Origin of the sequence: Streptomyces sp. ICC1, assembly GCF_003287935.1 — a bacterium.
Classification (GTDB): domain Bacteria; phylum Actinomycetota; class Actinomycetes; order Streptomycetales; family Streptomycetaceae; genus Streptomyces; species Streptomyces tritrimontium.
This window is the reverse complement of record NZ_CP030287.1, coordinates 4,094,922-4,120,756: the sequence shown is the minus strand read 5'-3', so window position 1 is coordinate 4,120,756 and position 25,835 is coordinate 4,094,922. Positions and strand designations below refer to the sequence as shown.

The 25,835-nt window shown below is 73.9% G+C and carries 16 protein-coding genes, 1 tRNA gene and 4 pseudogenes; 5 read left to right on the top strand and 16 right to left on the bottom strand.

The genetic code is table 11. The features are described from left to right. The first annotated feature begins 87 nt into the window (after positions 1-87). Together DRB96_RS19530 and DRB96_RS19525 are read left to right on the top strand one after the other, a co-directional pair. Complete coding sequence (locus DRB96_RS19530; protein ID WP_239516031.1) at positions 88-1,167, top strand: hypothetical protein; 1,080 nt, start codon at positions 88-90, stop codon at positions 1,165-1,167. A gap of 111 nt (positions 1,168-1,278) precedes the next feature. Continuing rightward, a complete protein-coding gene (locus tag DRB96_RS19525; RefSeq protein ID WP_112449608.1) occupies positions 1,279-2,367 on the top strand; it encodes an AfsA-related hotdog domain-containing protein in 1,089 nt (362 codons plus the stop codon). 209 nt (positions 2,368-2,576) lie between these two features. Here the strand turns inward: DRB96_RS19525 and DRB96_RS19520 are convergent, their stop codons facing one another. The 4 genes from DRB96_RS19520 to DRB96_RS19505 all read right to left on the bottom strand — a co-directional run bounded on the left by DRB96_RS19520 (position 2,577) and on the right by DRB96_RS19505 (position 7,433). Beyond that, positions 2,577-3,428 carry a 4'-phosphopantetheinyl transferase superfamily protein gene (locus tag DRB96_RS19520; RefSeq protein WP_112449607.1) on the bottom strand — a complete coding sequence of 284 codons (852 nt, stop codon included), beginning with the start codon at positions 3,426-3,428 and terminating at the stop codon, positions 2,577-2,579. After that, on the bottom strand, positions 3,425-3,697 hold the full coding sequence (locus tag DRB96_RS19515) for an acyl carrier protein (protein ID WP_112449606.1): 273 nt from the start codon (positions 3,695-3,697) through the stop codon (positions 3,425-3,427). The genes DRB96_RS19520 and DRB96_RS19515 overlap by 4 nt, the downstream gene beginning before the upstream one ends. Before the next feature lie 83 nt (positions 3,698-3,780). Continuing rightward, complete coding sequence (locus DRB96_RS19510; protein WP_239516030.1) at positions 3,781-5,631, bottom strand: acyl-CoA dehydrogenase; 1,851 nt, start codon at positions 5,629-5,631, stop codon at positions 3,781-3,783. Then, complete coding sequence (locus DRB96_RS19505; RefSeq protein WP_112449605.1) at positions 5,628-7,433, bottom strand: fatty acyl-AMP ligase; 1,806 nt, start codon at positions 7,431-7,433, stop codon at positions 5,628-5,630. Before DRB96_RS19505 ends, DRB96_RS19510 begins: the two co-directional genes overlap by 4 nt. Before the next feature lie 224 nt (positions 7,434-7,657). Between DRB96_RS19505 and DRB96_RS19500 the strand changes: the two genes are divergently transcribed. Continuing rightward, positions 7,658-10,210, top strand: coding sequence for an AfsR/SARP family transcriptional regulator (locus DRB96_RS19500; RefSeq protein WP_162688482.1), 2,553 nt, complete (start codon positions 7,658-7,660; stop codon positions 10,208-10,210). A 92-nt stretch (positions 10,211-10,302) separates the two neighbouring features. Here the strand turns inward: DRB96_RS19500 and DRB96_RS19495 are convergent, their stop codons facing one another. The 5 genes from DRB96_RS19495 to cseB all read right to left on the bottom strand — a co-directional run bounded on the left by DRB96_RS19495 (position 10,303) and on the right by cseB (position 19,055). Then, a complete protein-coding gene (locus DRB96_RS19495) occupies positions 10,303-13,038 on the bottom strand; it encodes a LuxR family transcriptional regulator (protein WP_162688481.1) in 2,736 nt (911 codons plus the stop codon). Positions 13,039-13,218: 180 nt separating this feature from the next. Then, positions 13,219-15,756, bottom strand: a complete 2,538-nt coding sequence (locus DRB96_RS19490) for an FtsX-like permease family protein (RefSeq protein WP_112449602.1) — start codon at positions 15,754-15,756, stop codon at positions 13,219-13,221. Positions 15,757-15,857: 101 nt separating this feature from the next. Beyond that, complete coding sequence (locus DRB96_RS19485; protein ID WP_112453565.1) at positions 15,858-16,640, bottom strand: ABC transporter ATP-binding protein; 783 nt, start codon at positions 16,638-16,640, stop codon at positions 15,858-15,860. Between the two features lie 166 nt (positions 16,641-16,806). Then, positions 16,807-18,015 carry a HAMP domain-containing sensor histidine kinase gene (locus DRB96_RS19480; RefSeq protein WP_204358046.1) on the bottom strand — a complete coding sequence of 403 codons (1,209 nt, stop codon included), beginning with the start codon at positions 18,013-18,015 and terminating at the stop codon, positions 16,807-16,809. 71 nt (positions 18,016-18,086) lie between these two features. Beyond that, on the bottom strand, positions 18,087-19,055 hold the full coding sequence (cseB, locus tag DRB96_RS43070) for a two-component system response regulator CseB (RefSeq protein ID WP_162689187.1): 969 nt from the start codon (positions 19,053-19,055) through the stop codon (positions 18,087-18,089). Between the two features lie 3 nt (positions 19,056-19,058). Between cseB and DRB96_RS46295 the strand changes: the two are divergent. Continuing rightward, positions 19,059-19,406 (top strand): annotated as a pseudogene (locus tag DRB96_RS46295) (aldo/keto reductase); the annotation flags it as partial. On the opposite strand, the pseudogene DRB96_RS19465 reads toward DRB96_RS46295, so the two are convergent. Continuing rightward, positions 19,401-20,279: pseudogene (locus tag DRB96_RS19465) on the bottom strand (serine/threonine-protein kinase); the annotation flags it as partial. The pseudogenes DRB96_RS46295 and DRB96_RS19465 overlap by 6 nt on opposite strands. Before the next feature lie 50 nt (positions 20,280-20,329). After that, positions 20,330-20,881: a DNA-binding protein gene (locus tag DRB96_RS19460; RefSeq protein WP_112449601.1), complete on the bottom strand. Its 552-nt coding sequence runs from the start codon at positions 20,879-20,881 to the stop codon at positions 20,330-20,332. Between the two features lie 159 nt (positions 20,882-21,040). Between DRB96_RS19460 and DRB96_RS19455 the strand changes: the two genes are divergently transcribed. Further along, positions 21,041-21,113: transfer RNA gene (locus DRB96_RS19455), tRNA-Ala, on the top strand. A 50-nt stretch (positions 21,114-21,163) separates the two neighbouring features. Here the strand turns inward: DRB96_RS19455 and DRB96_RS19450 are convergent. From DRB96_RS19450 to DRB96_RS19425, 5 genes and pseudogenes are all read right to left on the bottom strand, one after another. Beyond that, positions 21,164-21,583: a hypothetical protein gene (locus tag DRB96_RS19450; protein ID WP_112449600.1), complete on the bottom strand. Its 420-nt coding sequence runs from the start codon at positions 21,581-21,583 to the stop codon at positions 21,164-21,166. Between the two features lie 134 nt (positions 21,584-21,717). Beyond that, positions 21,718-22,553 (bottom strand): annotated as a pseudogene (locus tag DRB96_RS19445) (IS5 family transposase). A gap of 202 nt (positions 22,554-22,755) precedes the next feature. After that, complete coding sequence (locus tag DRB96_RS19440) at positions 22,756-23,097, bottom strand: hypothetical protein (RefSeq protein ID WP_162688771.1); 342 nt, start codon at positions 23,095-23,097, stop codon at positions 22,756-22,758. Continuing rightward, a pseudogene (locus DRB96_RS44730) lies at positions 23,087-23,763 on the bottom strand (transposase); the annotation flags it as partial. The pseudogene DRB96_RS44730 and the gene DRB96_RS19440, both read right to left, overlap by 11 nt. Positions 23,764-24,346: 583 nt before the next feature. After that, on the bottom strand, positions 24,347-25,525 hold the full coding sequence (locus DRB96_RS19425) for a hypothetical protein (protein ID WP_112449598.1): 1,179 nt from the start codon (positions 25,523-25,525) through the stop codon (positions 24,347-24,349). Positions 25,526-25,835: the final 310 nt, after the last annotated feature.

Below are 25,835 nucleotides of genomic sequence, written 5' to 3'. Positions count from 1 at the left end.
CCGAGTTTCAATTGCGGACCCAACCCTTCCCCGCTGTCGTAAAGTTGCCTGGCAACTTGTTCTCGCAACCGGGGGGAGAAAAGCGAGATGCCCGAAAATGCCCTCACTGGGGCAGGTTTCGCCAAGCTGGACGATACGAGTGCGTCCGCATATCGGTACGCGGTTCTCCGCGGCCGCTACGTGCGGGCGGACGTGGCCGAGGAACTGGGGGTCAGCGCCGACCACGCCACACTCATAGAGGAGACCCTGCGGCGGCTGCACCTGTTGCGCCCGATGCCCGGCGAGCCCGATGCCCTGGTGCCCATCAGCCCGGGCGCCGCCGTGGTGGACCTGGTCGCCCCCGCCGAGAACGACATCCGCGAACTGCAGCAGTCCGTCAGCGAGGTGCGGACGGACATGCTCGCGCTGCTGCCCGCGTACTTCGAGAGCCGCCGCCGGCGCAACGAGGCCGAGGCCTTCGACGTCATCGCGGACATCAAGGCCCTGCAGTCCATGCTCGACGACTACGGCTCGCGCTGCCGCTTCGAGATCCTGACCGCCCAGCCCGGCGGGCCCCGCAGCTCCGAGATGCTGGAGCAGGCCCTCCCCCAGTCCCTGGGACGGCTGGACAAGGGGCTGCGGCTCAAGCAGCTCTACCAGCACACCGTCCGCAGCGACCTGGCCACCACCTCCTACGTCCGGTCCGTCACCGGCGCGGGCGCCGAGGTCCGCACCACCGACCAGATGATCGACCGCATGGTCATCTACGACCGCGAGATCGTCTTCCTGCCGGAACAGCACGTCAAGGACCGGATACCCGGCGCCGTGGTGGTCCGCGAACCCACCCTGGTCGCCTTCCTCTGCAAGGTGTACGACCACCTGTGGGCCGGGGCCGCCCCCTTCATCCCGGGGATGGAGGAGATCACCACCATCAACGACGAGCTCAAGCTGTCCATCGTCAAGCTGATGGCGGAGGGGCACAAGGACGAGCTCGTCGCCCGGCGCCTGGGCATGTCGGTCCGGACCGCCCGCCGCCACATCTCGCAGATCATGGCCGAGGTGGAGTCCACCAGCCGGTTCCAGGCGGGCTTCAACGTGGCCATGTCCGGCATGCTCGACGAGGGGGCCGGCGGCGACTCCGGCCGCGACGGCTCCCCGGGCCAGGGCCCCAAGTACGAGCAGTACTAACTGACACACAGGAAGCTGCCACCGCTGTCCGCTGGCCGCCCCTCCCGCCTCCCGGCAGTGTGAGCACCCGGGAGCCTCAACGGGAGGCGGCCGGGACGGGGGTGGGTCAGCATGAGCGGTACCGCACTCGCCGACTGGGAGGCCGCGGCCGGACGTTCCCCGGTCGTCGGCCGTTCCTCGGTCGCCGACTGGGACATCCCCCCGGACCGGGACGCACCCGTCCGGCGCTCCGCGCCCGGCGCCACCACCCGCCACCTGGTCCACCGCCCCCGCACCTGGGAGCACCACGGGCTGTCCCCGGTGGAGGACGCCTCGGAGGAGTTCGCGCTCGCCGCCGACCTCCCCCGCGACCACCCGCTCCTCAACGACGGCCCCGGACGGTTCCACGACATCCAGGCGGCCTCCGAGATGGTCCGCGAGGTGGGCGAGTTCATCGGCCAGTGCCACTTCGGCGTCCCGGCCAACCGCACCGGCATCTTCTACCGGTTCGGCATCGACGTCCCCGACCTGGCCGCCTGGCGGACCCGGCCCGGACCCGCGCGGCTGACCGCGACCCTGGTGGTGACCCCCGACAAGATGATCGGCGGGGTGCCGCGCGCCCTGGACTTCCGCACCGCCCTGGAGATCGACGACGTCCGGTGCGGGACCGGATCGGCCAACGTGGTGTTCCTGCCGCCCGTGCTGCGCCGCAGCCACCGCGAGCAGAGCCGCGCCACGGCCTTCGCCGCCGCGGGCGGGACGGGCCGGCCGGGCGGGACGCCCGCCGCCGACCCGGGCACCCTGGTGGACCCGGCCGACGTGGGACGCTCCGACCCGGCCAACGTCATGCTCCACGGCGCCTCGCGGCCCTCGCACGGCAGGCTCTCGGTGGGCGTGTCCGTACCCCCGCTGTGGCCCTCGGCCCAGGGTGCGGGCGACGGCCACGTGGCCGCCCTGGTCCTGCTGGAGACGCTGCGCCAGGCCTCGCTCCTGGCGGCCCTCGGCACCCATCAGCTGGCACCGGCGCGCTGTGCGCTCGCTTCCCTGCGGGTCCATTTCCGCGGCTACGCGGAGCCGGACCTGGCGATGCGCTGCGCGGCGGTGTCGGGAGTACTGGAGCACGACGGCCAGGGCCGGCGCCGGGCCCCGGTCACCCTCACCCTGACCCAGGCGGGCCGCACCGTGCTGGAGGCCGTCACCAAGGTGGTGGAGGACCACTAGTGCTGTGGCCGGGAAGGTTTGCCGGGGCGCGGTGTCCGGTGCGGTGCCTCTCCCCCAGCTACCGCTGGGAGGGGCCCCCGGGCGGAGGGCCGCCGCTTGTACTGGACGTACTTCGGTGGTCCGACAACGCGGCGAGGTGCCGTGCCGGGCGCCGCGACCCGGTGAACCTTTCCGGTCACAGCACTAGGCGGCCCGCCGCTCCCGCGCGCTCAGGCGGCCGCCGCCTCGGCGAGGGCCTCGTGGATCGCCTCGACCGCCTCGGCGTCGAGCATCGAGGTCACCTCGGTGTCCGGCGCGCCGGGGAATCCGGCGTCGTACACGGCGGCGCTCACGGTGAAGTCCACGCCCCCGCTGACCAGCGCGTAGGTGCGGAAGGACCACTCGTCCCCCTCCCCCGGCGTGCCGTCCGGGCTCAGCACCCGGATCCGCCCGCCGCCGCCCCGGCCGAAGCCGAACTCGGTGAAGCGGAACTGCATGCCCTGCCCGATCGCCTTGCTGTACGCCTCCTTGAGCGTCCACAGGCGCACCAGGTTCCGGTTGCGGTCCGCCTCGGCGAGGGCCGCGAGGTCCCTGCGCTCCTGCGGGGTGCAGATGTGCCGGTCCAGGCCCGGCCGGTAGAGCCGACGGGTGGCCCGTTCGGCGTCCACACCGATCAGCCCGCGGCTGGTCAGCGCGACGACGAGCAGCTCGCCGGTGTGGCTCAGGCTGATGTCGATCTGGTCGCAGCCGCGCAGGGAGGGGCGCCCGGTGGGGCCGTAGGCCAGCTCCAGGTCGGCGGCGTCGGCGGACAGCGCGCCGGCGGCCGCGTGCTTGAGCAGCAGCCGCGAAGCCGCGTACCGGCTGCGGATGTCGGGGTGCTCGATGTCCTCGAAGCGCGCCCAGTCCCGGCCCAGTACGGCGCGCAGCGCGGGCGCCCGCTCGTCACCGGGGCGCCAGTCCGCGAGGCGGCCGTACACCAGCACGCTGCCGTGCCGGCGCAGTTCGGCGCGCACCCGCTCCGCGTCCGCGCGGTCGCCCGGGCCGGCGACAGCGAGGGGCTCGCCCAGGGCCGGAGCGGTCACGGGGCGGGCCGCGCCCCGCGCGTGGCGAGGTGCACGACCAGGCGGTCGACGGTGGAGTGGTCCCAGACCCAGGCGGGTTCGAGGGAGATCCCGAAATCGTCCTCCACGTCACCGCACAGGCTCAGCGCGCCGACGGAGTCCAGCCCGTACTCGGCCAGCGGCACCGACGCGTCGATGCTGTCGGGGTGACGGCCGAGGTAGACGGCGAGCCGCTCAATCAGCCATCCGTACAGCGGCGCCGCGTTGCGCGACGGTACGGGGAAAGTCATGCCGGTGCTCCTTGGACGAGGGTCGGGTTCGGTACGGGGGGTCGGTACAGGGGGTCGGTACGGGGGTCGGTACGGGCGGCCGGTCAGCCGGGCACCGGCGCGTCGTACAGGTCGTAGCTGCGCCCCTCGCCGAAGCGGGCCAGCACCTCCCGGTGGACCCGGTCCGCGCAGCTCGCGGGCAGCTCCCCGGGGCGCAGGCCCAGCCGGCGCGCGACGCGGTGCAGGGCGGCCGCGGCCCAGGAGGGGTCCCCGAGGAAGGCGTCCCCGGCGGCGCGGGCGTGCCACCACACCCCGAGGACGGCGGCGCCGGCCAGCACCAGCGCGTGGCGGTCGCCCAGCGCGAACCAGGCGGGGCTGGTGGGGCGGCCCGCCTCCGGCGGGGGCAGCGCGAGCACCCGCCCGCGCAGATCGCGCAGTTCGCGGACGAGCAGGTCGGCCGGGGCGCGCAGGGCGCGCTCCTCGCGGGTGGTCCCGGGCACGGCGGCGGCGAAGGCCAGGAGGGAGGCGCTGAGGCTGTCGCGTCCCCCGGCCGGCACGAGGGCCCCGTACCGGAAGGGGGGCAGCGGACCCGCCGGGCGGAACAGCGCGGCCGGCGCCTCCTCCCCCGTGAACCAGGCGCCCCGGGCGAGGCTCCCCAGCTGCGGGACGACCGTGGCGCGGCAGGCCGCGGCCCCGGCGTGCCCGAGGCCGGCCGCGGGCACGTCGCGCAGGTGCTTGGCGAAGATCCCGACGGCGCCCTCGCGGGCGTACAGCTGCGATCCGAGCACCGTGGACAGGTCGTGCATCGTCTCGCTGAGCACCTTCGGCAGCAGTGCCGCGGCGGCCGCCGCGTACAGGCTGGTCTCGCCGGGCAGCAGGTGCAGGGCCCGGGCGGCGACGAGGGCGAGGCTGTCGCAGAGCAACAGGTCGGTGAAGGCGCCGGTGACGGTGGCCGCGACCTGGCGCGGGTCGGCCGCGGTCCCCGGCCCGCCGAGTCCGCCCGCGCCGCCCACTCCGCCCGCTCCGCCCGGCCCCTTGGCGCGGTCGACGCGCACGGCGGTGCGCAGGGCGGTGTCCCCGGCCGCCACCGCCAGCGAGGCCGTCAGGGTGCGGCTGATCTGGAAGGACCGCAGGGCCGTGCGCAGCCCGCTGCCGGGCGCGCCGAGCAGCGCGCCCTCGGGCACCGGGCAGCGGTCGAACTCCACGCCCGAGCGGAAGTAGCCGCGCAGTCCCACCGACGGCGGCCGCCCGGTGATCCGGTGGCGGTCCGCGGGCAGCCGGCGCGGGTCCAGCAGCAGCGCGCTGTGGCTGCCGCTGCCGCGTTCGTCGCCGGTGCGGCAGAACAGCACCAGGGCGTCCGCGCGCCGCACGTTGGTGACGACCGGCTTGGCGCCGGTCAGGGCGAGCCCGCCGCCGGCCCGCGGGACGATCCGGATGCCGCTGCGGGCCGAGTCGCCGGTGCGCGCGCTCTCGTGCTCGGCGACGGCCGCCTTCGAGCCCGCCAGCAGGAGGGCGGCGAGGTGGGCCCGCTGGTCGGCGCTGCCCGCCATCCACACGTCGGACGCGGCCGTGAAGGTGGTCGTGCCGTGGCCCGTGCCGAGGGCGACGTCCCGGCGGAAGACCGGCCGCGCGATCCGCACCAGGGATTCCACCGAGTCGAAGCGGCCGCCCAGTTCGCGCGGTACGAACTCCTCGTTCATGCCGAAGCCGTCGAGCACCGCCTCGGCCTCGGCGGAGGGCGTCGCGGCCCGGTCGGCCCGCAGCAGCGCCCGGTGTCCGGTCGGGTTGTCCGGCCGGCCGGGGTCGCCGAGCAGCCGTTCCAGGGCGGCGACGCGGTCGCGCACGGGCAGGGCCGCGACCGGGACAGGGACCGCGACCGGGACCACGCCGCCGGCGCCGGCCGGGACCGTGCCGCGCACGCCCCCGGGGGCCGTGCGGAGCCGGGTCCCGCTCACCACACGGTCCCCTGCGCCGTGCCGCCCACGGGTTGCAGCAGGTCGTTGCCGAGCACCGTGTTCCAGGGCCGGATCAGGCCCCGCACGTCCGGATCGAGCACCTCGTACACACCGGCGAGCTCCCCGGCGAGGAACAGCTCGCGCATCAGGGTGCGCCGGACCTTGCCGCTGGTGGTGCGGCGCACCGTGCCGGGCCGGACGAGCAGCACGTTGCCCCCCGGCACCTCGAAGTCCTGCCCGACCAGGGTCTGCACCCGGCGGGCCAGGATCCTCAACTGCTCCCAGTCCGTGTCCTGTTCGCGCACCTCCTGGAGGACCACGAGCTGCTCCCGCCCGGCGTCCACGGTGAACACGGCTCCGTGGCCGGCGGCGAAGGCCGGGGACAGCGCGCGGACGGCCCCCTCCACGTCCTGCGGGTAGAGGGTGCGCCCGCTCAGCACCGCGACCTCCTTCAGCCGCCCGGTGACGTACAGCTCCCCGTCGTCCAGGACGCCGAGGTCCCCGGTGCGCAGGAAGGGCCCCGACCCGCCGCGCGGTCCGGCCCCGAAGGCCTGCTCGGTCTCCTCCCGGTTGCGCCAGTAGCCCCGGGCCACGCTGTCGCCGCGCAGCTCGATCTCCCCCACCCGCCCCGGGGGCAGCTGCCGCCCGTCGGGTCCGGTGACGCGCAGCTCGTGCCCGCGCACGCGGCCGCTGCTCACGAGGGTGCGTACGGGCTCTCCCGCGCGGGCCGGGCGCAGCTCGTCGCGCTCCAGGGCCGCCGCGTCCACGGTGCGCCGGACCGGGCCTTCGCCGGGCACCCCGCCGGAGACGAAGAGGGTGGCCTCGGCCAGACCGTAGGCGGCGCACAGGCTCCCGGGCCGCAGCCCGGCGGCGGCGAACCGTTCCGCGAAGGCGTCCAGGGTCCGGTGGCGCACCGGTTCGGCCCCGTTGAGCGCGACCCGCCAGCGGGACAGGTCCAGCCCGGCGAGCTGCTCGTCGGTGACCCGCCGTACGCACAGGTCGTACGCGAAGTCGGGGGCGGAGCTGACCGTCGCCCCGTACGTGTCGATGGCCCGCAGCCAGCGCACCGGGCGCCGGACGAAGGAGGCGGCCGACATCTGCACCGAGGTGGCGCCCAGCCACAGCGGATGCAGCAGCTGACCGATCAGCCCCAGGTCGTGGTGGTGCGGCAGCCAGCTGGCGAAGCGGTCCTCGGGCGTGGTCCCGAAGGCTTCCCGGAAGGCCTCCTGGTTGGCCAGCAGGTTGCGGTGGCTGACCATCACCCCGCGCGGCCGCGAGGTGGAGCCGGAGGTGTACTGGAGGAAGGCCAGGTCGTCGGGGCCCGTGCCCGGGTCCTCGTACGCCCCGGGGCCCGGGTCGCCGGCCGCGCCGATCGCGTCGGTGGCCAGGCACACCACCTCGCCGCGGCCTGCCATCGCCAGCCACAGCGAGACCTCGGCGGCGTGGGCCGCGTCCGTCAGCACCACGCGCGCCCCGGTGTCCCGGAGGATGCCGGACACCCGCTGGAGCCGTTCGCCGCGGTCGCCGGGGAGCGGGGCGGGGACGGCAACCGCCCCCGCGTACAGGCAGCCGGTGAAGGCCCGCAGGAACTCGGCGCCCGGCGGGTGGAGGAGGAGGACCGGCTCGCCCGCGGCGCCCAGGGCGCGCAGCCGTACGGCGAGGGCGCGGGCCGCGGTGTCCAGCGCGGTGAAGGTCACGTGCTCCGCGGTGCCGTCGTCGTGGAGGAAGACGTGCGCGTCCGCCCCGCCGCGTTCCCCGGCGCGCTGCCGCACCACCTCGGTGAACGTCGAATGACTGGTCAAGGCCTGCCCCTTCGCGCCGTACCCGGGACACCGACGGGGCGCCGTGTGCCCCTTCTCCCAGGTGCCGCATCCTGCCCGCGGGGGCTAAAGCAGCCCTTGCGGCTGCCGCGCCGGCGGGGCGGAAATAGGGGGGTGCCTGTCCGAAGTGCGGGGGTCCGCCCGCCCTAGAGTGGGTGGACCAAGTGAGCGGGGGGGTTCACATGCGTTTTCGGGTTCTCGGTCCCATGGAAGTGCGTTCGGCCGGACCGGACGTGCGGGTGCTGACTCCGCGCGCCGCGAAGGTGCGCGTGGTCCTGGCGACCCTGCTGGTCCGCGTCAACGAGGTCGTCTCCGTCGACAGCCTCATCGACGAGCTGTGGGGCGAGCATCCGCCGCGCACCGCGATGACCACGCTCCAGGTGTACATATCGCAGCTGCGCAAGATGCTCCGGGACGCCGATCCGCAGGGCGGCGACGAGCTCCTGCTGACCCGCTCGCCCGGCTACCTGTTCCGCCTCGACCCCGGCCAGCTGGACCTCTCGGTCTTCGAGGACCTGCACGCCCGGGGCCGCGAGGCGCTGGCGGCCGGCGACCACGCCGGCGCCGCCGAACTGCAGCACCAGGCCCTGGCGCTGTGGCGCGGCCCGCTGCTGTCGGACACCCCGCACGGCTCGCTGCTGGACAGCATGGCCGTGCGGCTCAGCGAGGTCCGCACGGGCGCGCTGGAACAGCGGGTGCGCGCCGAGCTCCAGCTGGGCCGCCACCAGGAACTGCTGGGCGAGCTGCGGGCGTTGACCGCCGAGCTGCCGATGCACGAGGAATTCCACGCGCATCTCATGGTGGCCCTCTACCGCACCGGCCGGCAGGCCGACGCCCTGGGGACCTTCGCCACGCTGCGCCGCACCCTCGTCGACGACCTGGCCATCGAGCCGGGCCGGCAGATCCAGCAGCTGCACAGCCGCATCCTGACCGGCGACCCCGCGCTGCTGCGCCCCTCGGCCGCCACCGCGGCCGGGGCTTCCGCGGCCGCCCGGGCGCCCGGCCTTCCCGACCTTCCCGTGATCGAACTCCCGCAGCCCGACCCGCTGTTCACCGGCCGCGACGCGGAGCTCGGCGAGCTCGCGGCCCGGCTGGAGGGCGCACAGGCCGGCGGCTGCGTGCTGGTCAGCGGCCCGGCCGGGGCGGGCAAGACGGCCCTGGCCGCCGCCGCCGCGCAGCGGGCCGCCGCGGCCTTCCCCGACGGCCGGGTCCTGGTGCGGCTGCGCACCGGTACGGGCGCCCGGCCGGCCGGCGCCGACGCGCTGGCCGCCGCACTGCGGGCCTTCGGCACCACCGGCACGCTCCCCAAGACCGAGGACGAACTCACGGCGCTGCTGCTGCGCCTGACGGAGGGCCGCCGGATCCTGCTGGTCCTGGACGACGTGGCCTCGGCGGCGCAGCTGCGTCCGCTGCTGGCCGCGGCGGCGCACTGCGTGGTCCTGGCCACCTGCCGCGGGCTGCCCCGCGGCATGGCCGCGCTCGGCGTACAGGCCCTGCCGCTCGGCCCGCTCGGGCCGGCCGCGGGCCGCGCCCTGCTCGCGGACGACGAGGCGAGCGCGGAGCTCACCGAGCTGTGCGGCGGGCTGCCGCTGGCCCTGCGGGCGGTCGCCGCGCAGCTGGCCTCGCACCCGCGCTGGACCACCGCCACCCTGGCCGACCGGCTGCGGGCGCCGCGGAGCCGGCTCACGGAGCTGCGCGCGGCGGACGAGGAGTGCTACGGGGTACTGCGCGCGGCCTACGCGGAGGCGGCCGAGGCCGACCGGGCCGCGTTCCGGCTGCTGGGCGCCGTACCCGCGGGCCCGTTCAGTGCGGACACCGCGGCCGCCGTCCTCGGGCCGGTGTCGGCGCGGCCCGCCGACACCGGGGAATCCCTGGAGTCCCTGGTGGCGGCGGGCCTGCTGCTGGCCCTGCCCGAGGGCGGCTACCGGCTGCCCGAGCTGCTCGGGCTGCTGGCGGCCGAACGGCTCGCCGAGGAGGAGCCGGCCACGGTCGCGCACGGGGCCACGGCCCGGCTGTGCGAGGTGCTGGCCGGCGAGCTGGAGGCGGCGCAGCACGCCGGACACCTGGACGGGCTGCACCCCCTGCAGTGGTTCGAGCTGCGGGGTCCGGAGCTGGCGGACGCCCTCGTACGGGCACACCGCGCCGGGCTGTGGCCGCAGACGGTCCGGCTGGCGGACGGCATGGCGCCCTTCCTGGAGGCCCTGGCCGCCTGGGAGCTGTGGGAGCGCTGCCACACGGCGGCCCTGGACGCGGCCCGGCGGCTCGGCGACGCCGCCGCCGAAGCACGGCTGCTGCGCTCGCTCGGCGATCTGGCCTGGCAGTGCCGGCGCCTGGCGGAGGCCGGGGACCACTACCGGCAGGCGCTGCGCGCCGTCGAGAGCGCCGGACCCGTCGCGGCCGCCGAGACCGCCCCCGAGCGGGTGCGGGCCCTGGCCGGCCTGGTCGACCTGCGGTTGGACGAGGGCGAGCTGGCCGGTGCGGCGCAGCTCCTGGACCCGATGCTCGACGAGGTGCCCCAGGACGTCCGGGGCCGCTGGGAACTGAGCCGGGTGCAGGGCCTGCTGGCCGTGGAGACCCGGGTCCCCGGCGCGGCCGAGACGCACTTCCGCCAGTGCCTGACCCTGGCCTCGGCGCTGGGTGACCGGCGTCTGGAGTCCTACGCCCGGCGCTGGCTGAACCGGCTGGACGGCGGCGAGCACCGCGCGGACTGGTCGGAGGTCCGCCCCGGGGTCTGGCGGGCCCGGGCCACGACGGGCTGAGGCCGGGGACGACCGGAACGGAAAGGAAAGGGGGGCGCTGCCGATGGCAGCGCCCCCCTCGCGTTCCCGCTCCCCGTTCCCGGGCGGCCCGCTCAGCCCGCCTTCGCCGACTCGCGCTCCTCCGCCTGCGGGTCCATCTGCAGGTCCATCGGGAGCTCCTGCCGGCGGGTGATGTTCAGCTTCTTGTACGCGCGGGTCAGGTGCTGCTCCACCGTGCTCATGGTGATGTAGAGCTTCCCCGAGATCTCCCGGTTCGTGTACCCGTACGCGGCCAGCGCCGCCACCCTGCGCTCCGACTCGCTGAGCCGGCTCGCGTCCCCCACCGGGGCCCGGTCCTCGGCCGCGGCCGAGGGCACCACCCGGGTCTGCCCCGGCAGGATCTGCTCGCACAGCGGACCGGCCCCGCAGTCCGCGGCGAGCTGCCAGGCCCGCCGGGTGACCATCCCGGCCCGGGTGCCCTCGCCGACCAGCTGCAGGGAGCGGCCCAGATCGGCCAGGGCCCGCGCCAGTTCGAGGCGGTCCCCGGAGCCGCGCAGCTCCTCCACGGCCCGGCCCAGCACCTTGGGCCGCTGGGCGGGCTCGCCCACCGCGGCGCGCAGCCGCAGGGAGACCCCGTGCACGCGCGGGCTGCGCACCTCCGCCATCGACAGCTGCTCGGCCACGAACCGGTCGGCCTGCCGGTGCTCGCCCAGCTGGATCAGGGCCTCGGCGGCGTCGGTGCGCCACGGGGCGAACCGGGGCCGGTCCAGGTTCCACCGGCGGGCGAGGCGGCCCGCGTCGAGGAACTCGCCGACCGCGGCCTGCGGCCGGTGCGTGGCCAGGTAGTAGTGGCCGCGGGCCCGCAGGTAGCCGATGGCGTGCACACCGGCGAACAGCTCCTCGGGGACCGGCAGTTCCAGGCGGCGCGCGGCCTCGTCGTAGCGGCCCATGGCGGTGAGCGCCAGCACCTCGGTGGCCAGGGGCGCGAAGAGGAACACCGATCCGCGTCCCGCGACGGCGTTCACGGCCGCGGCCGCTTCCCGCGCCGCGCCCTCCAGGTCGCCGGTGCGCAGCAGCGCCTCGGCGTACAGGTGCCCGAACGCCGCGTACCAGCCGGGAGTGCGCACCGGATCGGTCTGCGCCCGGAGCTTCTGGCTCCATGCCGCGGCCCGGTCCGCCTGGTCGGCGTGGAGCAGGGTGCGGACGGCCTGGGCGAGCGGGTCGAAGGTGGTGTGCGCGAGCGGGGTGGCCTTCAGCAGCCGTTCCACGGCCGCGAGGTCGCCGGCCGTGCCGCCCGGGTGCGCCCACAGCGCGGCGCAGTCGCGCAGCCGGCCCGGGGCCGCCGCGGCCTGGTCCCGGCCGCCGGCGGGCGGCAGCGCGTAGAGCTGGCGCAGCGGGTCCTCCCGCGGCGCGGGCGGCTGCTCCCCCTCGGTGCTGTCGGGGGGGCGCGGGGCGGTGCGCTCGAAGGTCTCGGCGGCGCTCTCGATCCGGCCCTGCGAGACGAGCAGCCGGGCCAGCTGGCCCGCCTGGGCGGACGTCAGGGCCCCGGCCCGCATCGCGGCCAGCGGAGCGGCCAGGCACGCCTCGGCGGCGGCGGGGTCGCCGCGCCAGGTGACGGCGGCGAGCTGCAGGTCGATGTCCAGGCGCAGGGGCTCCTGCGCGCACAGTGCGCGGGCGCGGGTCAGGCAGGAGGCGGCGTACGACCAGTCGTCGTCGAGCAGGGCCCGGCGGGCCGCCTCGCGCAGCGCGGGCACCGCCCAGCCCTCGGCCGCCTCACACGACCCGGGCAGGTCGGCGGCGGCGAGCAGGTGCCCGGCCACCACCCCCGCGCCGGCCTGCCCGTCGTGCAGGGCGCGGGCCGCCTTCCCGTGCAGACGGGCGCGTTCGGCCGGGTCCGCGTCGTCCAGCACGGTCGCGGCGGCGGCCGGGTGCCGCAGCCGGTACCCGTCGGTGAGCCCGGTGCCGTCCAGGACGGACAGGGCGCCCCGGGCCGCGTGGACCGTGGTGCCGGCGAGCTCGCGGACGAGGCCGGCGGTGGCGTCCTCGCCGAGTACGGCGATGGCCGCGGCGAGCCGGCGCGCCTCGGGTCCGCTGCGCCGCAGGCAGACCGCGACGGCCTCGGCGAACGGGCCGCCGGGCAGCGGCGCGGGCCATCTGCGGGCCCCGCGCACCGGTACGGGGTACTCGGTGAGCAGCGCCTTGAGTAGCAGCGGGTTGCCTCCGGTGATCCGGTGCAGGTGCTCGGCGAAGGTGTCGGAGACCGGCGCGCCGGTGTGCCGGGCCAGCACCTCGGCGGTGGCGGCGAGGTCGAGGCAGCCGAGCCGGATCCAGCCGAAGCCCGGATGCCGCAGGAGCTCCGTACGGGCCCGGGAGTTCTGCGCGCCGCCCTGGCCGGGCGACTGCGCGAGGACCATCAGCAGCGGTACGCCCCGCAGGGAGCGCGCCAGGTGCAGCAGGTGGTCGAGCGAGGCGGCGTCCGCGTGGTGCAGGTCATCGACGCACACCATGACGGCGCCCCGGCCGGTGAGCTCCCGCAGCGCCTCCTCGAACGCATCGGCCGACGCGGCCCCTTCGCCCGCCGGCAGCGTGCCCGGCGGCAGCGTGCCCGCCGGCAGCGCCGCGAGGAGCCGGCGCAGCACCGCGTGCTCCGCGCCCTGCTCGCCGGGCGTCCCGGCGGCCCGCAGGACCGTGACCCCGCCCCGCACGGCCAGGTCCGCGAACTCCTGCACCAGCTCGGACTTCCCGCATCCGGCGGGCCCCTCCACGAGCGCGACGCCCGCCCCGCCCGATTCGCACGCCTTGAGCATCATGTCCAACCGCGCGAACGCGTCGTCCTTGTGCCAGAACACCACAGCAGCCTCCCCCGATCGCCCTGCACTGCCGTGGAGCCACGTTAGGAACCACGGCGGCGGAGCATCAGGGGAAACCGCTGGCCACAACCTGCGCGGCAGCAACTGCCCAACGGGGCCCGGCGGGGCCCGGCGGGGCCCCGCGGGGCCTTGCGGGGCCTTCCGGGCCCCGCGCCCGTCCTACTGCGCCGCCGTCGCCGCGGGGATGTCCACGCGGGCCGCCCGGCGGGCCGGCCAGAGCGAGGCGAGCAGCGCGCCGGCCAGGGCGAGCAGCACGCCGAGGGCGAGTCGTCCCCAGGGGACGACCAGGGCGTAGCCGGCGACGCTCTCGGCGAGGGTGCGGCCCAGCGCCCAGCCGGTGAAGACGCCCATGACGGTGCCGACGACCGCGCCCAGCGCGCCGACGAGCAGGGCTTCCGTACGGATCATCCGGGACACTCCGGCGCGCTCCATCCCGATGGCGCGGAGCGTGCCGATCTCCTTGCCCCGTTCGAGGACGGACAGGGCCAGGGTGTTGGCGATGCCCAGCGCCGCGATGACCAGGGCCATGCTGAGCAGGGCGTGGAAGACGTTCAGCTGGTCGCCGATGCCGCTGGTGTCCTCGGCCCGGATGGCGTCCTCGTCGAGGACGGACAGGGCGGGGTTGTCGCCGAGCGCCTTGACGATGCTCGCGAGCCCGGCCCTGCCCGGTCCGCCCGGCACGTCCACGACGATCGAGTCGGTGGTCGGCGCGGAGTCGTAGCGGGCGACGAGGGAGTCGGGCGCGGTGATGCTCGGCAGCAGGTTGCTCTGCTCGTCCGCGTGGTAGACGGCGCCGATGGTGACGGTGCCGTGCTGGTCCAGCCGCTCCACGGGGAGGGTCTGGCCGACCTTCCAGCCGTTCGCCCGGGCCTTGAAGTCGGCCACGGCGACCCGTCCTTCGGCCAGGCCGTCGAGGGATCCCTCGACCACGTCGTAGCGCAGCAGGCGGCCGATGGTGGCGGGGTCGACGCCGGTCAGGACGGAGGGGACGCCGCCGATCCGGTACTGGGTCGACTGGTTGAGCGGGCTGTACGCGGCGCCGGGCAGCCCCTTCAGGGGCTCGGCGGTGGCGGGGGTCATCCGCTGGCCGCCCGAGGCTCCCTTCACCAGGTAGTCGGCGGCGAGGTCCCGGGTGGTCGCGCCGTCGAGGTACCGCGTGGCGGAGGCGCCGAGCACGGACAGCCCCGAGGCCAGGGCCAGCGCGATGGCGAGCGCGGCGGCGGTGGCGCCGGTACGGCGCGGATCGCGCACGGTGTTGCGGGCGGCGAGGTCGCCGTGGACCGGGCTCAGCCGCGTCAGCAGCGGCCTGAGCAGCGCGACGAACGGCCGGGACAGGAGCGGGATCAGGACGGTCGCCCCGACCAGGGTCAGGGCGGCGCCGAGACCGATGACGGTCCGGGCGTCCATGGCGTCCTGCCCGGCGGGCAGGGCCCCGTACAGCACGGCGGCGGTGCCGCACAGCACGAGCGCGGCGCCGGCGGCGGTGCGCGGGGAGCCGGTGCGCGCGGGCTCCGCGGGCTCGGCCGCGCCGAGCGCGGCGACGGGCGGGATGGCCATGGCCCGGCGGATCGGGAGCCACGCGGCGATCACCGGCAGCGCGGTGCCGGCCGCCAGCGCGATGAGCACGGTGGACGGGAGGAGGACCAGCGGTGCCTCCGGGGCGCCGGCGGCGGCGAACAGCGCCTGGAGCAGGGCGGCGACCCCGGTGCCGGCGGCGATGCCGGCCACGGAGGCGATCAGGCCGACGAGGGCGGACTCGGCCAGCAGGCCGCGGCGCACCTGTCGGCGCGTGGCGCCGACGGCCCGCATCAGCGCCAGCTCCCTGGTGCGTCGGGAGACCAGCATGGTGAAGGTGTTGGAGATGAGGAAGGCGGACACGAAGAGGGCGACCGCCGCGAAGCCCACCATGATCTGGCTCATGGTGTCGCTGTCGCTGGAGGCGAGGTTCGCCTGGAGCCTGGCGAGTTGGGCCCCGGTGACCGCGCTGGTGCCCTCGGGCAGCACCTTCTCGACGGCGCCCAGGAGCCGGCCCGCATCGGTGCCGGGTGCGGCCGTGATCTCGATGTTCGTGTAGGCGCCGGGTGCGAGGAACAGCTTCTGGGCGGCGGCGTCGCCGAACAGCGTCAGGCTGCCCCCGGCGGGCCGCTTGGACGCATCGGTGCGGAAGACGCCGCTGAGCGTGTACGAGGCGGCGCCGGTGTTCGCGGCGACCCGTACGGTGTCGCCGACGCGGTAGCCGCCCTCGGCGGCGGAGTCCTCGTCGAGGGCGACGGAGTGCTCGCCGGTCGGACCGGACCCCTCGGTGAACCGGTAGGCGGGGTCGCCGCCGTCCTTGCCCGGGGCGAAGTTGCCGCCCCGGCGGGACGCGCCGTCCCCCAGCAGCCGGCCCTCGCGGTCGGGGACCGCGGCGAACCCGCTGACGCGGCCCGCGACGGCGGCGACGCCGGGCACTTCGGCCAGGACGGCCGCGGTGCGGGCGTCGAGGGTGGCCGGCGGGCGGCCGGGCACCGTGTCGGGTGCGACGTCGAGCGAGATGCGGTCGTAGCCGGCCACCGCCCGGTCGACGGCGGCCTGCTGGTGGCTGTCGCCGTAGACGAGGCTGCCGGTGATGAAGGTGACGCCGAGCATGACCGCGAACGCGGTCGTCAACAGGCGTGCCTTGTACGCGAACACGTTGCGCAGTGCGGTACGGAGCATGGGGGTGCGGTTCCTGGGAGACGGGCTCGGCGGCTGCGAGCGGTCGGCTGGTGCGGGGGCACGGCACAGACGGGCCGGGGACGGGCCTGGGGCGGGGCGGGTCAGCTGGTGCGCGGGCCGACGTCGAACGCCTTCATCCGGTCCAGGACCCGCTCCGCGGTGGGCCGCGCCATCTCGTCGACCAGGCGGCCGTCGGAGAGGAAGACCACGCTGTCGGCGTAGGCGGCGGCGACGGGGTCGTGGGTGACCATGACCACGGTCTGGCCCAGTTCGCGCACCGAGTCCCGCAGGAAGCCGAGGACTTCGGCCCCGGCACGGGAGTCGAGGTTGCCGGTGGGCTCGTCACCGAAGACGATCGCGGGCCGGGAGACCAGGGCGCGGGCCACCGCGACCCGCTGCTGCTGTCCGCCGGACAGCTGTCCGGGCCGGTGGTCCAGGCGCTGGGAGAGGCCGACCATGGCGACCACGCGGTCCAGCCACCGCCGGTCGGGCCGGCGGCCGGCGATGGTCAGCGGGAGGGTGATGTTCTCCAGCGCGGTCAGCGTCGGCAGCAGGTTGAACGCCTGGAAGACGAACCCGACCCGGTCGCGGCGCAACACGGTGAGCTGCCGGTCGTCGAGCGTGCTCAGCTCGGTGGTGCCGATCCGCACGGACCCGGAGCTCACCGAGTCGAGCCCGGCGGCGCAGTGCATCAGCGTGGACTTGCCGCAGCCGGAGGGGCCCATGATCGCGGTGAACCCGCCCTCCCGGAACTCGACGCTGACGCGGTCCAGCGCGACGACGCGGGTGTCGCCGCTGCCGTAGACCTTCGTCAGGTCTTCGGTGGCGGCCGCGATCCCGGCCGGCGTGTGGGGCGCGTACGGGGCAAGCGGTGCGGCGGTCACGGAGGACTCCTCTTCGGGTGCGGCGGGGTGCACTTCGAAGGGTGTCCGGGGCGCGTATCGGGATCCGGCGCGGCCGTGTACCGGTACCCGCTCGGCTTCGTATCGGTTGTGCCGGTGCCGGGCCGACCGGAGCCGCGGCCGGTACCGGTACCGGTACCGGTACCGGTCAGCCCGGCAGGCTCAGGGTGGCGACGGCCCCGCCGTCCGGCGCGTTGGCGAAGCGGAGCTCGGCGCCGAGCAGCCCGGCCTGCCCCAGGGCGATGGTCAGCCCCAGGCCGTGGCCCGATCCGCGCTCCGCCGCGCCCGTCCGGAAGCGGCGCGGGCCGTCGCGCAGCAGGTCCTCGGGGAAGCCGGGGCCGTGGTCGCGCACGACGACGGTGCGGTCCCCCACGGTGACCCGCACCGGGGTCCGTCCGTGCCGGTGGGCGTTGACGACGAGATTGGCGACGATCCGTTCGAGGCGGCGCGGATCGGTCTCCACGGTCCGGTCCGGCTCCGCGTCGGCGAGGGTGACCTCGAATCCGGTGCGGGCCACGGCCTCGGCGACGACCGCGCCGAGGGGGACGCGGGCGTGGACCGGCCGTTCGGCTCCGGCGTCCAGGCGGGAGATCTCCAGGAGGTCCTCGACCAGGCCGCGCAGATCGCGCACCCGGCCCCGGAGCAGGTCCTCCGTCTCGCCGGCCGGCAGCAGGTCGGCGGTGGCCAGCAGACCGCCGACGGGCGTGCGCAGCTCGTGGGCCACGTCCGCGGTGAACCGGCGCTCGTCGCGCAGCCGGCGGCCGAGGGTGTCGGCCATCAGGTCGACGGTGGCCGCGATGTCGTCCACCTCGTCGCGGCCCTTGGTGGGCCCGGTACGGGCGTCCAGGTCCCCGGCGGAGATCCGGCCCGCGGTCTCGGAGACCTGCCGCAGCCGGCGGCCGAGCAGGCCGGCTCCCCAGACCGCCAGGGGCGTGGCCGCCGCGAGGGCGATCAGCGAGGCCACCGCCATGGTCGCGTCGAGCCGGCGCAGCTCGTGGAGTTCCGAGCTCATGTTCATCCGGACGGCGAGGACCGGGCTGCCGGGTCCGCCGACGCGCTGGGCCCCCCAGACGCTCGGCCCCGCGTTGCCCTCGATGTGCCCGTCGTGGGCGGTGTGGCGCTCACCGTCGTCCGGGTCCCGCAGCGCGGCGGGCAGCCCGGCCGGATCGAGCGCGGCGCCGTCCGCGAGGGTTCCGGTGCTCCGGTAGGTGCTCATGGCCGAGTAGACGGTGTTGAAGGCCCGGGCCTCGGCCCGGGCGCGGATGTCCTGCGCGGTCCAGAGGTGGACGAGCACGCCCACCGCCGCCGCGACCAGGCATGCCGTGGCCGCGGCCAGTACGGCGATCCTCCAGCGCAGGGGAAGGCGGCGCGGCCGCGGGCCGCCGGAGGGGGCCACAGCGCCCACCTCGCTCACCTCGCTCACCTCGCTCACCGCCTGAGCTTGTAGCCGAAGCCGCGGACCGTCTCGATCCGGTCCCGGCCCAGCTTGCCGCGCAGCCGCTGCACGCACAGGTCCACGACCCGGCTGTCGCCGTCCCAGCCGTAGTCCCAGACGTTGCGCAGCAGGGTGTGCCGCTCCAGCACGATGCCCGGATGGGCGGCGAACTCCAGCAGCAGCTTCAGCTCGGTCGGGGTCAGCGCCACCGGGCTCCCGGAGACGGACACCTCCAGGCCGCCGGTGTCGATGGCCAGGTCGCCGAAGACCAGCGTCCGCCCCTCGGCCGGCCCGGGCTCCCCGTCCGCGGCCCGCCCGGGTGCCGGTGCGGGCGCGTAGGTCGCCCGCCGCAGCAGCGAGCGGATGCGCGCCACGAGCACGTAGGTGTCCACGGGCTTGACCACGTAGTCGTCCGCCCCCGCCTCCAGACCGGAGACGACGTCGAGCCCGTCGCCGCGGGCCGACATCATCAGGACGGGCACCAGGCTGGTCTCCCGGATCCTGCGGCACAGGCCGATCCCGTCCAGGCCGGGCAGCATCACGTCCAGGACCAGCAGGTCGAAGTCCTCGTCGCGGAAGAGCTCGAGGCCCGTGAGTCCGTCGGCGGCGACCCGCACCCGGTAGCCGTAGCGCTCCAGGGCGACGGCGAAGGACCGGCGCATCAGGTCGTCGTCCTCCACGAGCAGCACGCGGACGGGCGGCGCGGGGGCCGGGACGGGCACGGACACGGGCGGACGACTCCTGTTCGCAAGGGCCGGGCGGTCCAAGAGAACCCGGTGGCCGATAAAGAACGATAGGCCAGAAACCGGGCACGGCACCGGTGTCGCACGGTCCGAGGGACAACCGAGCGCTCCCGGATGCCCGACCGATACAAACGCCGGGACGCCCGGACGGCAGCCGAAGGATTCAGGCAGGGCCGAATCAATGGCGCGAGGCCCGCCGCGCGGGAACCACGCCCCCATGACCCGGACGACCTCGTCATCGCCACCAAGGTCGGACCGGGCCGCGACCCCTCGGGAGAGTGGCTGCCGCACGCCACCCCCGGGCAGCTGCGCGGCCAGGTCGAGGAGAACCTGCGCCAGCTCGGCCTCGACCACCTCGACGTGGTGAACCTGCGCATCGTCGGCACCGATTCGATCGCCGAACGCTTCGGCGCACTCGCCGAACTGCGCGAGGCCGGCCTCATCCGCCACCTGGGCCTGTCCAACGTCCGCCCCCACCACCTCGCCGAGGCCCTGGCCATCGCGCCGGTGGTGTGCGTCCAGAACATGTACGGCATCGGCGCCTCCCCCGAACAGGAGGAGCTCCTGCGGTCCCCGGGGGGCGAAACCGGCCGGGACCGGGCCCAGTTGGTCGAAGACCTCCACCGGGACCTCGTCCGGGGCGGGCGGCGGTAGCAGCTCGACGGCCTCGGTGAGGGCCTTGCGCGCCCCTGTGGCCGTCTTGAACCTGCTCTGGGGGTCGGGCTGGAGCAGTGCGGCCAGGACGTCCCAGAGCGGGGCGGGGACGCCCTCGGGGGCGGCGGGGGTCCCGTGGGCGAAGAAGTGCTCCACGAGGGCCCGGGAGTCGGGCTTGGTGCCCTTCAGGAGGTAGAGGCCGACCAGCCCGACGGCGAACAGGTCCGCGGTGAAGTCGGGTTCGGCCCCGAGGAGTTGTTCGGGCGCGAGATAGCCCGGCGTGCCGACCACGAAGGCGGTCTCGGTCAGCCGGGGCTCGCCCTTGCGCATGGCGATGCCGAAGTCGGACAGCCGCAGGTGCGGCCGCCCGGTTCCAGTGGCCTCCATCAGGATGTTGGCCGGTTTGATGTCGCGGTGCACGACGCCTTCCGCGTGCACCGCCGCCAGACCCGACAGGAGCTGGTCGAGCAGTGTGCACACGAACCGGGGCGGCAGGGCCCCGTAGTCCCCGATCACGTGGGCGAGGGAACCGCCGGCGACGAGGTCCATGGTGAACAGGACCTTGTCGTCGTCCGCCGCCCAGCTGGCCGGGGCCAGTACGTGAGGGTGATCGATCCGCAGCGCCTGCTCGCGGACGAACCGCAGCAGGGTGTGGGCATCGCTCTGCAGGAGGACCTTCGCTGCGACGTACCGGCGGCGCCGGTGGTCCCAGGCACGCCATACGGCGCCTGCGCCGCCACGCCCGATCGGGTCGATCAGTTCGTACCGGCCGGCGAAGATCTCACCCATTGCTGCGCCCGTCCCCCGTCGTCAGCTGTGTCCGTTGCGTGCGCGGCGCGTCAGTTCTGGTGTGCCTCGTAGTGTGCGACCGCGTCGGAGGTGCGGCCCGCTCCGTACACCCGGAGGAACTCTGCCAGTTCCGGGTGGCTGGGGGCGAGGGTGTCCGCCGCTTCGATGATGTCGCCGGCCGCCGAGACCGAGCGCAGCAGCGACTGGATCTCGCGGACCACGCGCTTGACGGTGGGTGCGCCGGAGCCGGTGGCGGACTGGCTGCTGCTGTTGCTGAGGACGGAACCTCCCTGGGTCTTCTTGATCTCGTCCATCCGGTCGGTCGCCTCCGCCGCGCTGACGCTCCCGTCGGCCACCTGGCCGGCCAGGTCCTGGAGGGCCTGCACCCGCTGGACCACGGCGGGGTTGCCGATCTTGGCACGCTGTCCGCTCATCAGCTGGGACAGCATCGGCGCCGACAGCCCGAGGACGGCAGCGAGGCGGGCCTGGTTCAAGCCGAGGTCATCTATGAGCCGGCGGAAGAGCGCGCCGAGCGGCTCCCCGTACCAACTGCGCTGGAGTTCCCGGGCTCTGGCCGTAGCCTCTTGCTGTACTGCGTCCACTCTTACTACTCCCCTTCGCTGGTGCGAACCTCGCGAGCATCTTACGGAGAGTGGTCGCGGGGCGGGAGTCCCTATCATTTTGCGAGATGAGGGGGTACACCCGGTACTCTGTCCTTCGGAACGGCCTCCCCCTCCCCGGGGAGAACCACGTCCGGATCCGGGGCCTTAGCTCAGTTGGTAGAGCGCTGCCTTTGCAAGGCAGATGTCAGGAGTTCGAATCTCCTAGGCTCCACATACTGAATGCCCCCTGACCTGCGGAAACGCAGTGGCAGGGGGCATTTTTCATGCGCGCGGGTGCGCGCGGGTGCGCGCGCCGCCGGTGCGCGCCCCGTACGCGGCGCCCCCGCCCAGTCCCGCCCCCCGCACCTTCAGTAGTTTGTCCACGTCCTTCGCCCGCACGCTTGCCTGCTGGGGGGCGGTGCGGGCCGGGACCGCGGCCGGGGGCCGCAGGGCAGGGCCCGCGCGCAAGGCTGCGGTCCAGCCGAGCGGCGGGTGGGGCGAGGCGGCGATCGGGGCGGCGAACGCGCGCATCGTCGTAGGGGTCCGGGCGGGCCGGGCCGGGACGGGTCGGCCGGCGAGGGCGTGGGCGGCGATCTCCCCTTCGGCCAGGGCCAGTTGGGCGCCGCCGACGCCGCCGGGGAGACCGGCGGACCAGATCCCCTCCTGCTCGGTCAGCCCGCGAACCCGGACCGGTTGCGCCATCCCGCCTCCCCACGCTGATTGGAGAACTCCTTTCCAACCAGCACCACGAGCAACCCGGCGAACCTTCCCGGTCACAGCACTAGGAGGGCGCTTCAACCCGTTGTTTCCTACCAGATTGCCGGGTTGATGGTGGTTCATGCGCCGCGCCATGTGGGGGTGGATTCGGCGGTGAGTCTGCGGGCCATGAGGTTGATCATCGCGAGGTGGATCATGGCTCCGTAGCGATGCGGATGGGCCTCGTAGTCGCGGGCGAGGCGGCGGTGGTTCATGAGCCGGCCGAGGGTTCTCTCGACGGTCCACCTTCGCGGCAGGGAAGATCCCCTGGTGGTGGGGTCGCGGCGGACGATGTGCATGTCGATGCCGAGGGTGGCGGCGTGCTCGACGAGGTACTGGCGGTGGCCTCCGTCGACCCAGGCCTTACAGACGGTGGGGTGTTCGGCGGCGACCCGCTCGATGAAGGTCTGGCCGGCGATCGAGCCCCTGCACGCTCGCCGCAGCGACAAGGACTTGGAGGAGGAGCCCGACGGTGTCGATGACGATGCTCCGCTTCCGTCCGACGATCTTCTTGCCCACGTCGATGCCCTGCTCGCGGGCCGGCACGTTGGTGGAGGTCTTGATGCTCTGGGAGTCGCAGACACACGCGGTCGGCTCCCCCTCCCGGCCCTCCTGCCTGCGGACTTGGCGTCGGAGCAGGGCGTTGAGCTGGTCGAAGACACCCTTCCTGCCAGCGGGCGAAGTAGGCGTAGACGGTGTTCCAGTGCGGGTAGTCGTGCGGCAGGTAGCGCCATGGGATGCCGGTCCGGTTCACGTAGAGGACTACGTCGAGCAGACTCCGCAGGTCGTGGTCAGGCGGCCGGCCAACGTCCAGGCCGCGGCTGCGGCGCTCGGACCGCCAGGCGGTCAGGACCGGCTCGACCAGTTCACATCGGGCGTCGGACAGATCACTCGGGTATCGACGACGTTCAGGCATGCCGATTCGGGCTACCCGCCAACCACCCGGCAGGCCCGGGCGTGGACACCGGCGCCCGAAGCACACAGCGCACGACCCTGCGTCTTGGGACCAAACAGGAGAACCCAGGCCGACACGGTGCCGGAACTGCTACTTCTACGCCGTCATGCGCAGAACGCCACAAAACCACTCAAATATGGTTAAACACCATCTAAGCTTGCCGTTAACCTCCGGTGGCTGACGAAGCAGGTTCGATCTCGGTGGCGAGGGTTACTTGGGCGGTCCATGACCAGGGCTCCGGGGGCGGATCCCAGGTCACCTCGACGTCGGCGTCGTGGACGTCGCGTGCGAGTTCCACCACCATGACTGCCGCAGCGGCTCGCGCGTCTTGCGGGTCGGTGTTGATCGGGATGTCCAGGCGCCCGCAGAGCATTCCGCCTTCCACGGGTTGGATCATGAAACGCCAGCCCTCCGGCGTCGCCAGCAGAACGATCCCCTTCGGAATGCCCCAGGCGGGCCGCTTCTTCTTCTCCTTCTTGCGTCTCACCATGCCGCTATCCAACATCGTCGGGATCGTGGCGATGAACGGGGGTGGCGGGGCCGCTGCCGCGGCGTCGTTTGGTGCCTGCCTTGTGGTGAGCAGGGCGGGCGTATGCCTCGCCGGTGGCGAGGACGCGTCCGACGTCGTAGCGGGGGGCGGGGCACCGGTTCTTCGAGCCCAGCGGCCGGCCGGGGCCGGGCCTGGTGGGTTTCGGTGCACCGGCTGGCGTGCCCGTCTTCGCGCGCAGGTTCCTGAACCCGCGACGGACCCGGGCCGACGTGAGCCTGTTCGGCTCCGACGGTCGCTCCCATGGCCTGCGGAGGTCCCGCGCAAGCGGGCGCGCGAGCCGCAGCTGGGCGTGTGCGGCCAGGATGAGCCGGGTCCAGCGATCGGCAGCCTGTGCTCCACGTCGAAGCGACGACGGAAGGACTGCCAACACCGGTCGACGTCCTGCGGGGCGGCGCCGGTGCCCGACCACCGCAGCCAGACGGACTTGTTCACGCCGCCGCTGGGCAGTTTCTCGACCGTCAGCCGGATCACGGTTCCCTCGATGATCGGCAATGGTCCCTCGTGTTCGATCCACGCTGCCCTGCGGGTCAGCCGGGGATGGAGCCGGTCCCCGGCTTGGGCGGTCGCGGTCCCGTATCGGTTGGTGTGGGTAACGGTGGCCGCGGTGGCCTCACCCCATGACGTTCTGCAGAAAGACTCGTGCCGCGTCGACGGCCCGGGCGTGTCCGCGTCGAGCAGTGGCCGCGGCACCGGCGTACCTATCAACCCCCTATTGCTGGCCTGTCCCCGACTGCTCTTGCCGAAGTTGCCAGGGTCGAGAGGAGCCGGAACTACCTGTGGCCCGGCGTCACGGCCGAGTCCGTGAGGATGTGGCGAGGGTTCGTACGGGCCCCGTACCGCAACCTCTGGAGTGAATACGAGGACGGCGGTTGCGGTGTAGGGGAATGCTGCGGCAGCCCCTTCGAAGCACGGAAGTTCCTGGATGCCGTGATACACGGCATGTCCCGGCGCCGAGCTCGCGAGCTTCGATTCCTCGATGACCAACTCAACAACTCGTGCTGAGCGAGTTCAGGCAGGACGTTAAGCGGCAGGTTCAGTACCTGTTTGTCATCCCCGACTGTCCATGCCCAGACACCCGATGCCTTGCTCTCTCCGACTCGTGCGTAGGGGTATCCGTTGGAATGCCCACGGGGACCCTGGATGAACCGCCTGTCGGAGCGGTCTGGCAGTTGAATCTTCCTTCAGCTCTTGGGCGTGGCTGGACCTACCGAGTACAGCCAGTGACAGCGGGGTTTGAGGGATCGCAGTTACCGGGGTTGTTGTTTGCGATGGTGGTGTGGTTAAGGGTGACGTTTCCGCCCTCGTTGTGGAGGCCGGCGGGGGCGTGGGCCGCGGTATTGCCTGTGACACGGGAGTCGTTGAGCGTTGCGTCACCCTGGTTGTGAATGCCACCGCCGGTTCCTTGAGTGACTGCGTTCCTGTCGATGACGGTGTTGCGGGTATTGAGCGTTCCAAAGTTGTAGATGCCACCACCGGAGAAGCTCGCAGTGTTGCCACGGATGGTGGTGAGCATGTTGATGGTGAGCGTGCCGAAGTTGGCGATGCCCCCGCCAGTTCTGGCGTCGTTGCTGCGGATCTGGCTGTCGGAGATGGTCGCGGAGGAACTGTTGTTATGGATGGCGCCGCCCAGGCCTCTTGCTTCGTTGCCGGTGAGGATGCTCGCGGTCAGGGTGAAGGGTGAAGAGATGCTGTTGTGCGAGATGGCTCCGCCGTTACCACCACTGACGGGGCCGGTGGAGTTGTTGGTGAAGACGCTGAGGTCTACGCGTGTGGTGCCGCTGCTCAGGATGGCACCGCCGTGGCCGGATTCGGTGTTGTTGCCTTTGAAGTACGAACCTTCGACGCGGAGGGTTCCATTGTTGTTGTAGATGGCGCCGCCTCCGTTGCTGGAGGTGTTGCCGGTGAGGCGGGTGTTGGTAAGGGAAGCAACGGTGCCGAATCCCAACTGGATGGCCCCACCCTGGGCGCCTCCTCCGGCTTTGGCGTTGGTGAGGGCGACGTCTCGGAGAGTCAGGTTCGCGCGGGTGACAGGGGGGAGGCTGAAGAAGCGGAATTCGCTGTCGGTGTTGTCGTCGCGGGTGATGGTGGCGTTGCGTCCGTTGATGGTGATGGGGCTGGTGATCTGGGGGAGCGCGGCCTGGCCGGGGCCGGCGATCTGCTCGGTGTAGGTGTAGGTGCAGTCGCGTGCAAGGTTGAGGGTGTCGGAGGTGGTGGGGGTGCTGTTGGCGGTGGCGATGGCCTGGATAAGGGCGGCCGGGGAGCAGGTGACGTTGATGGTGGCGGCGGCGTGAGCGGGGGTGGCAACCAGGCCGGCGAAAGTGAGTGCGAATGCGGGCGCGGCGAGCAGGGTAGCGGCCTGGCGGGGGCGGCGCAGTGGCCTCATTGTCTGACTCCTTTTTTGGGAGGCGCCGGGGGGCGATCCGATCATTGTTTACATCAGCTAAACATCCATCCTTTTCGGGACACGCCGGGCGTATGCTGTGGGGTACTTCGGCCTGTCCAGTAGTTCTTTTGTGCGATGGTGCCCTTTTCTGGATTTCGAGAGTGTCGGCGTTGTCGGGCCGAGGCTTTAAGCGGGGCGAAAGTCCGGACGGCGGTGGCCAGGTGGGTCATCTCGGGGCAGGCGTCGGTCAGCTGTTCCCGGAGATCGCGATGTCCGGCCTTGAGGCTGTCGGGCCTGGTGAGACGTCGTT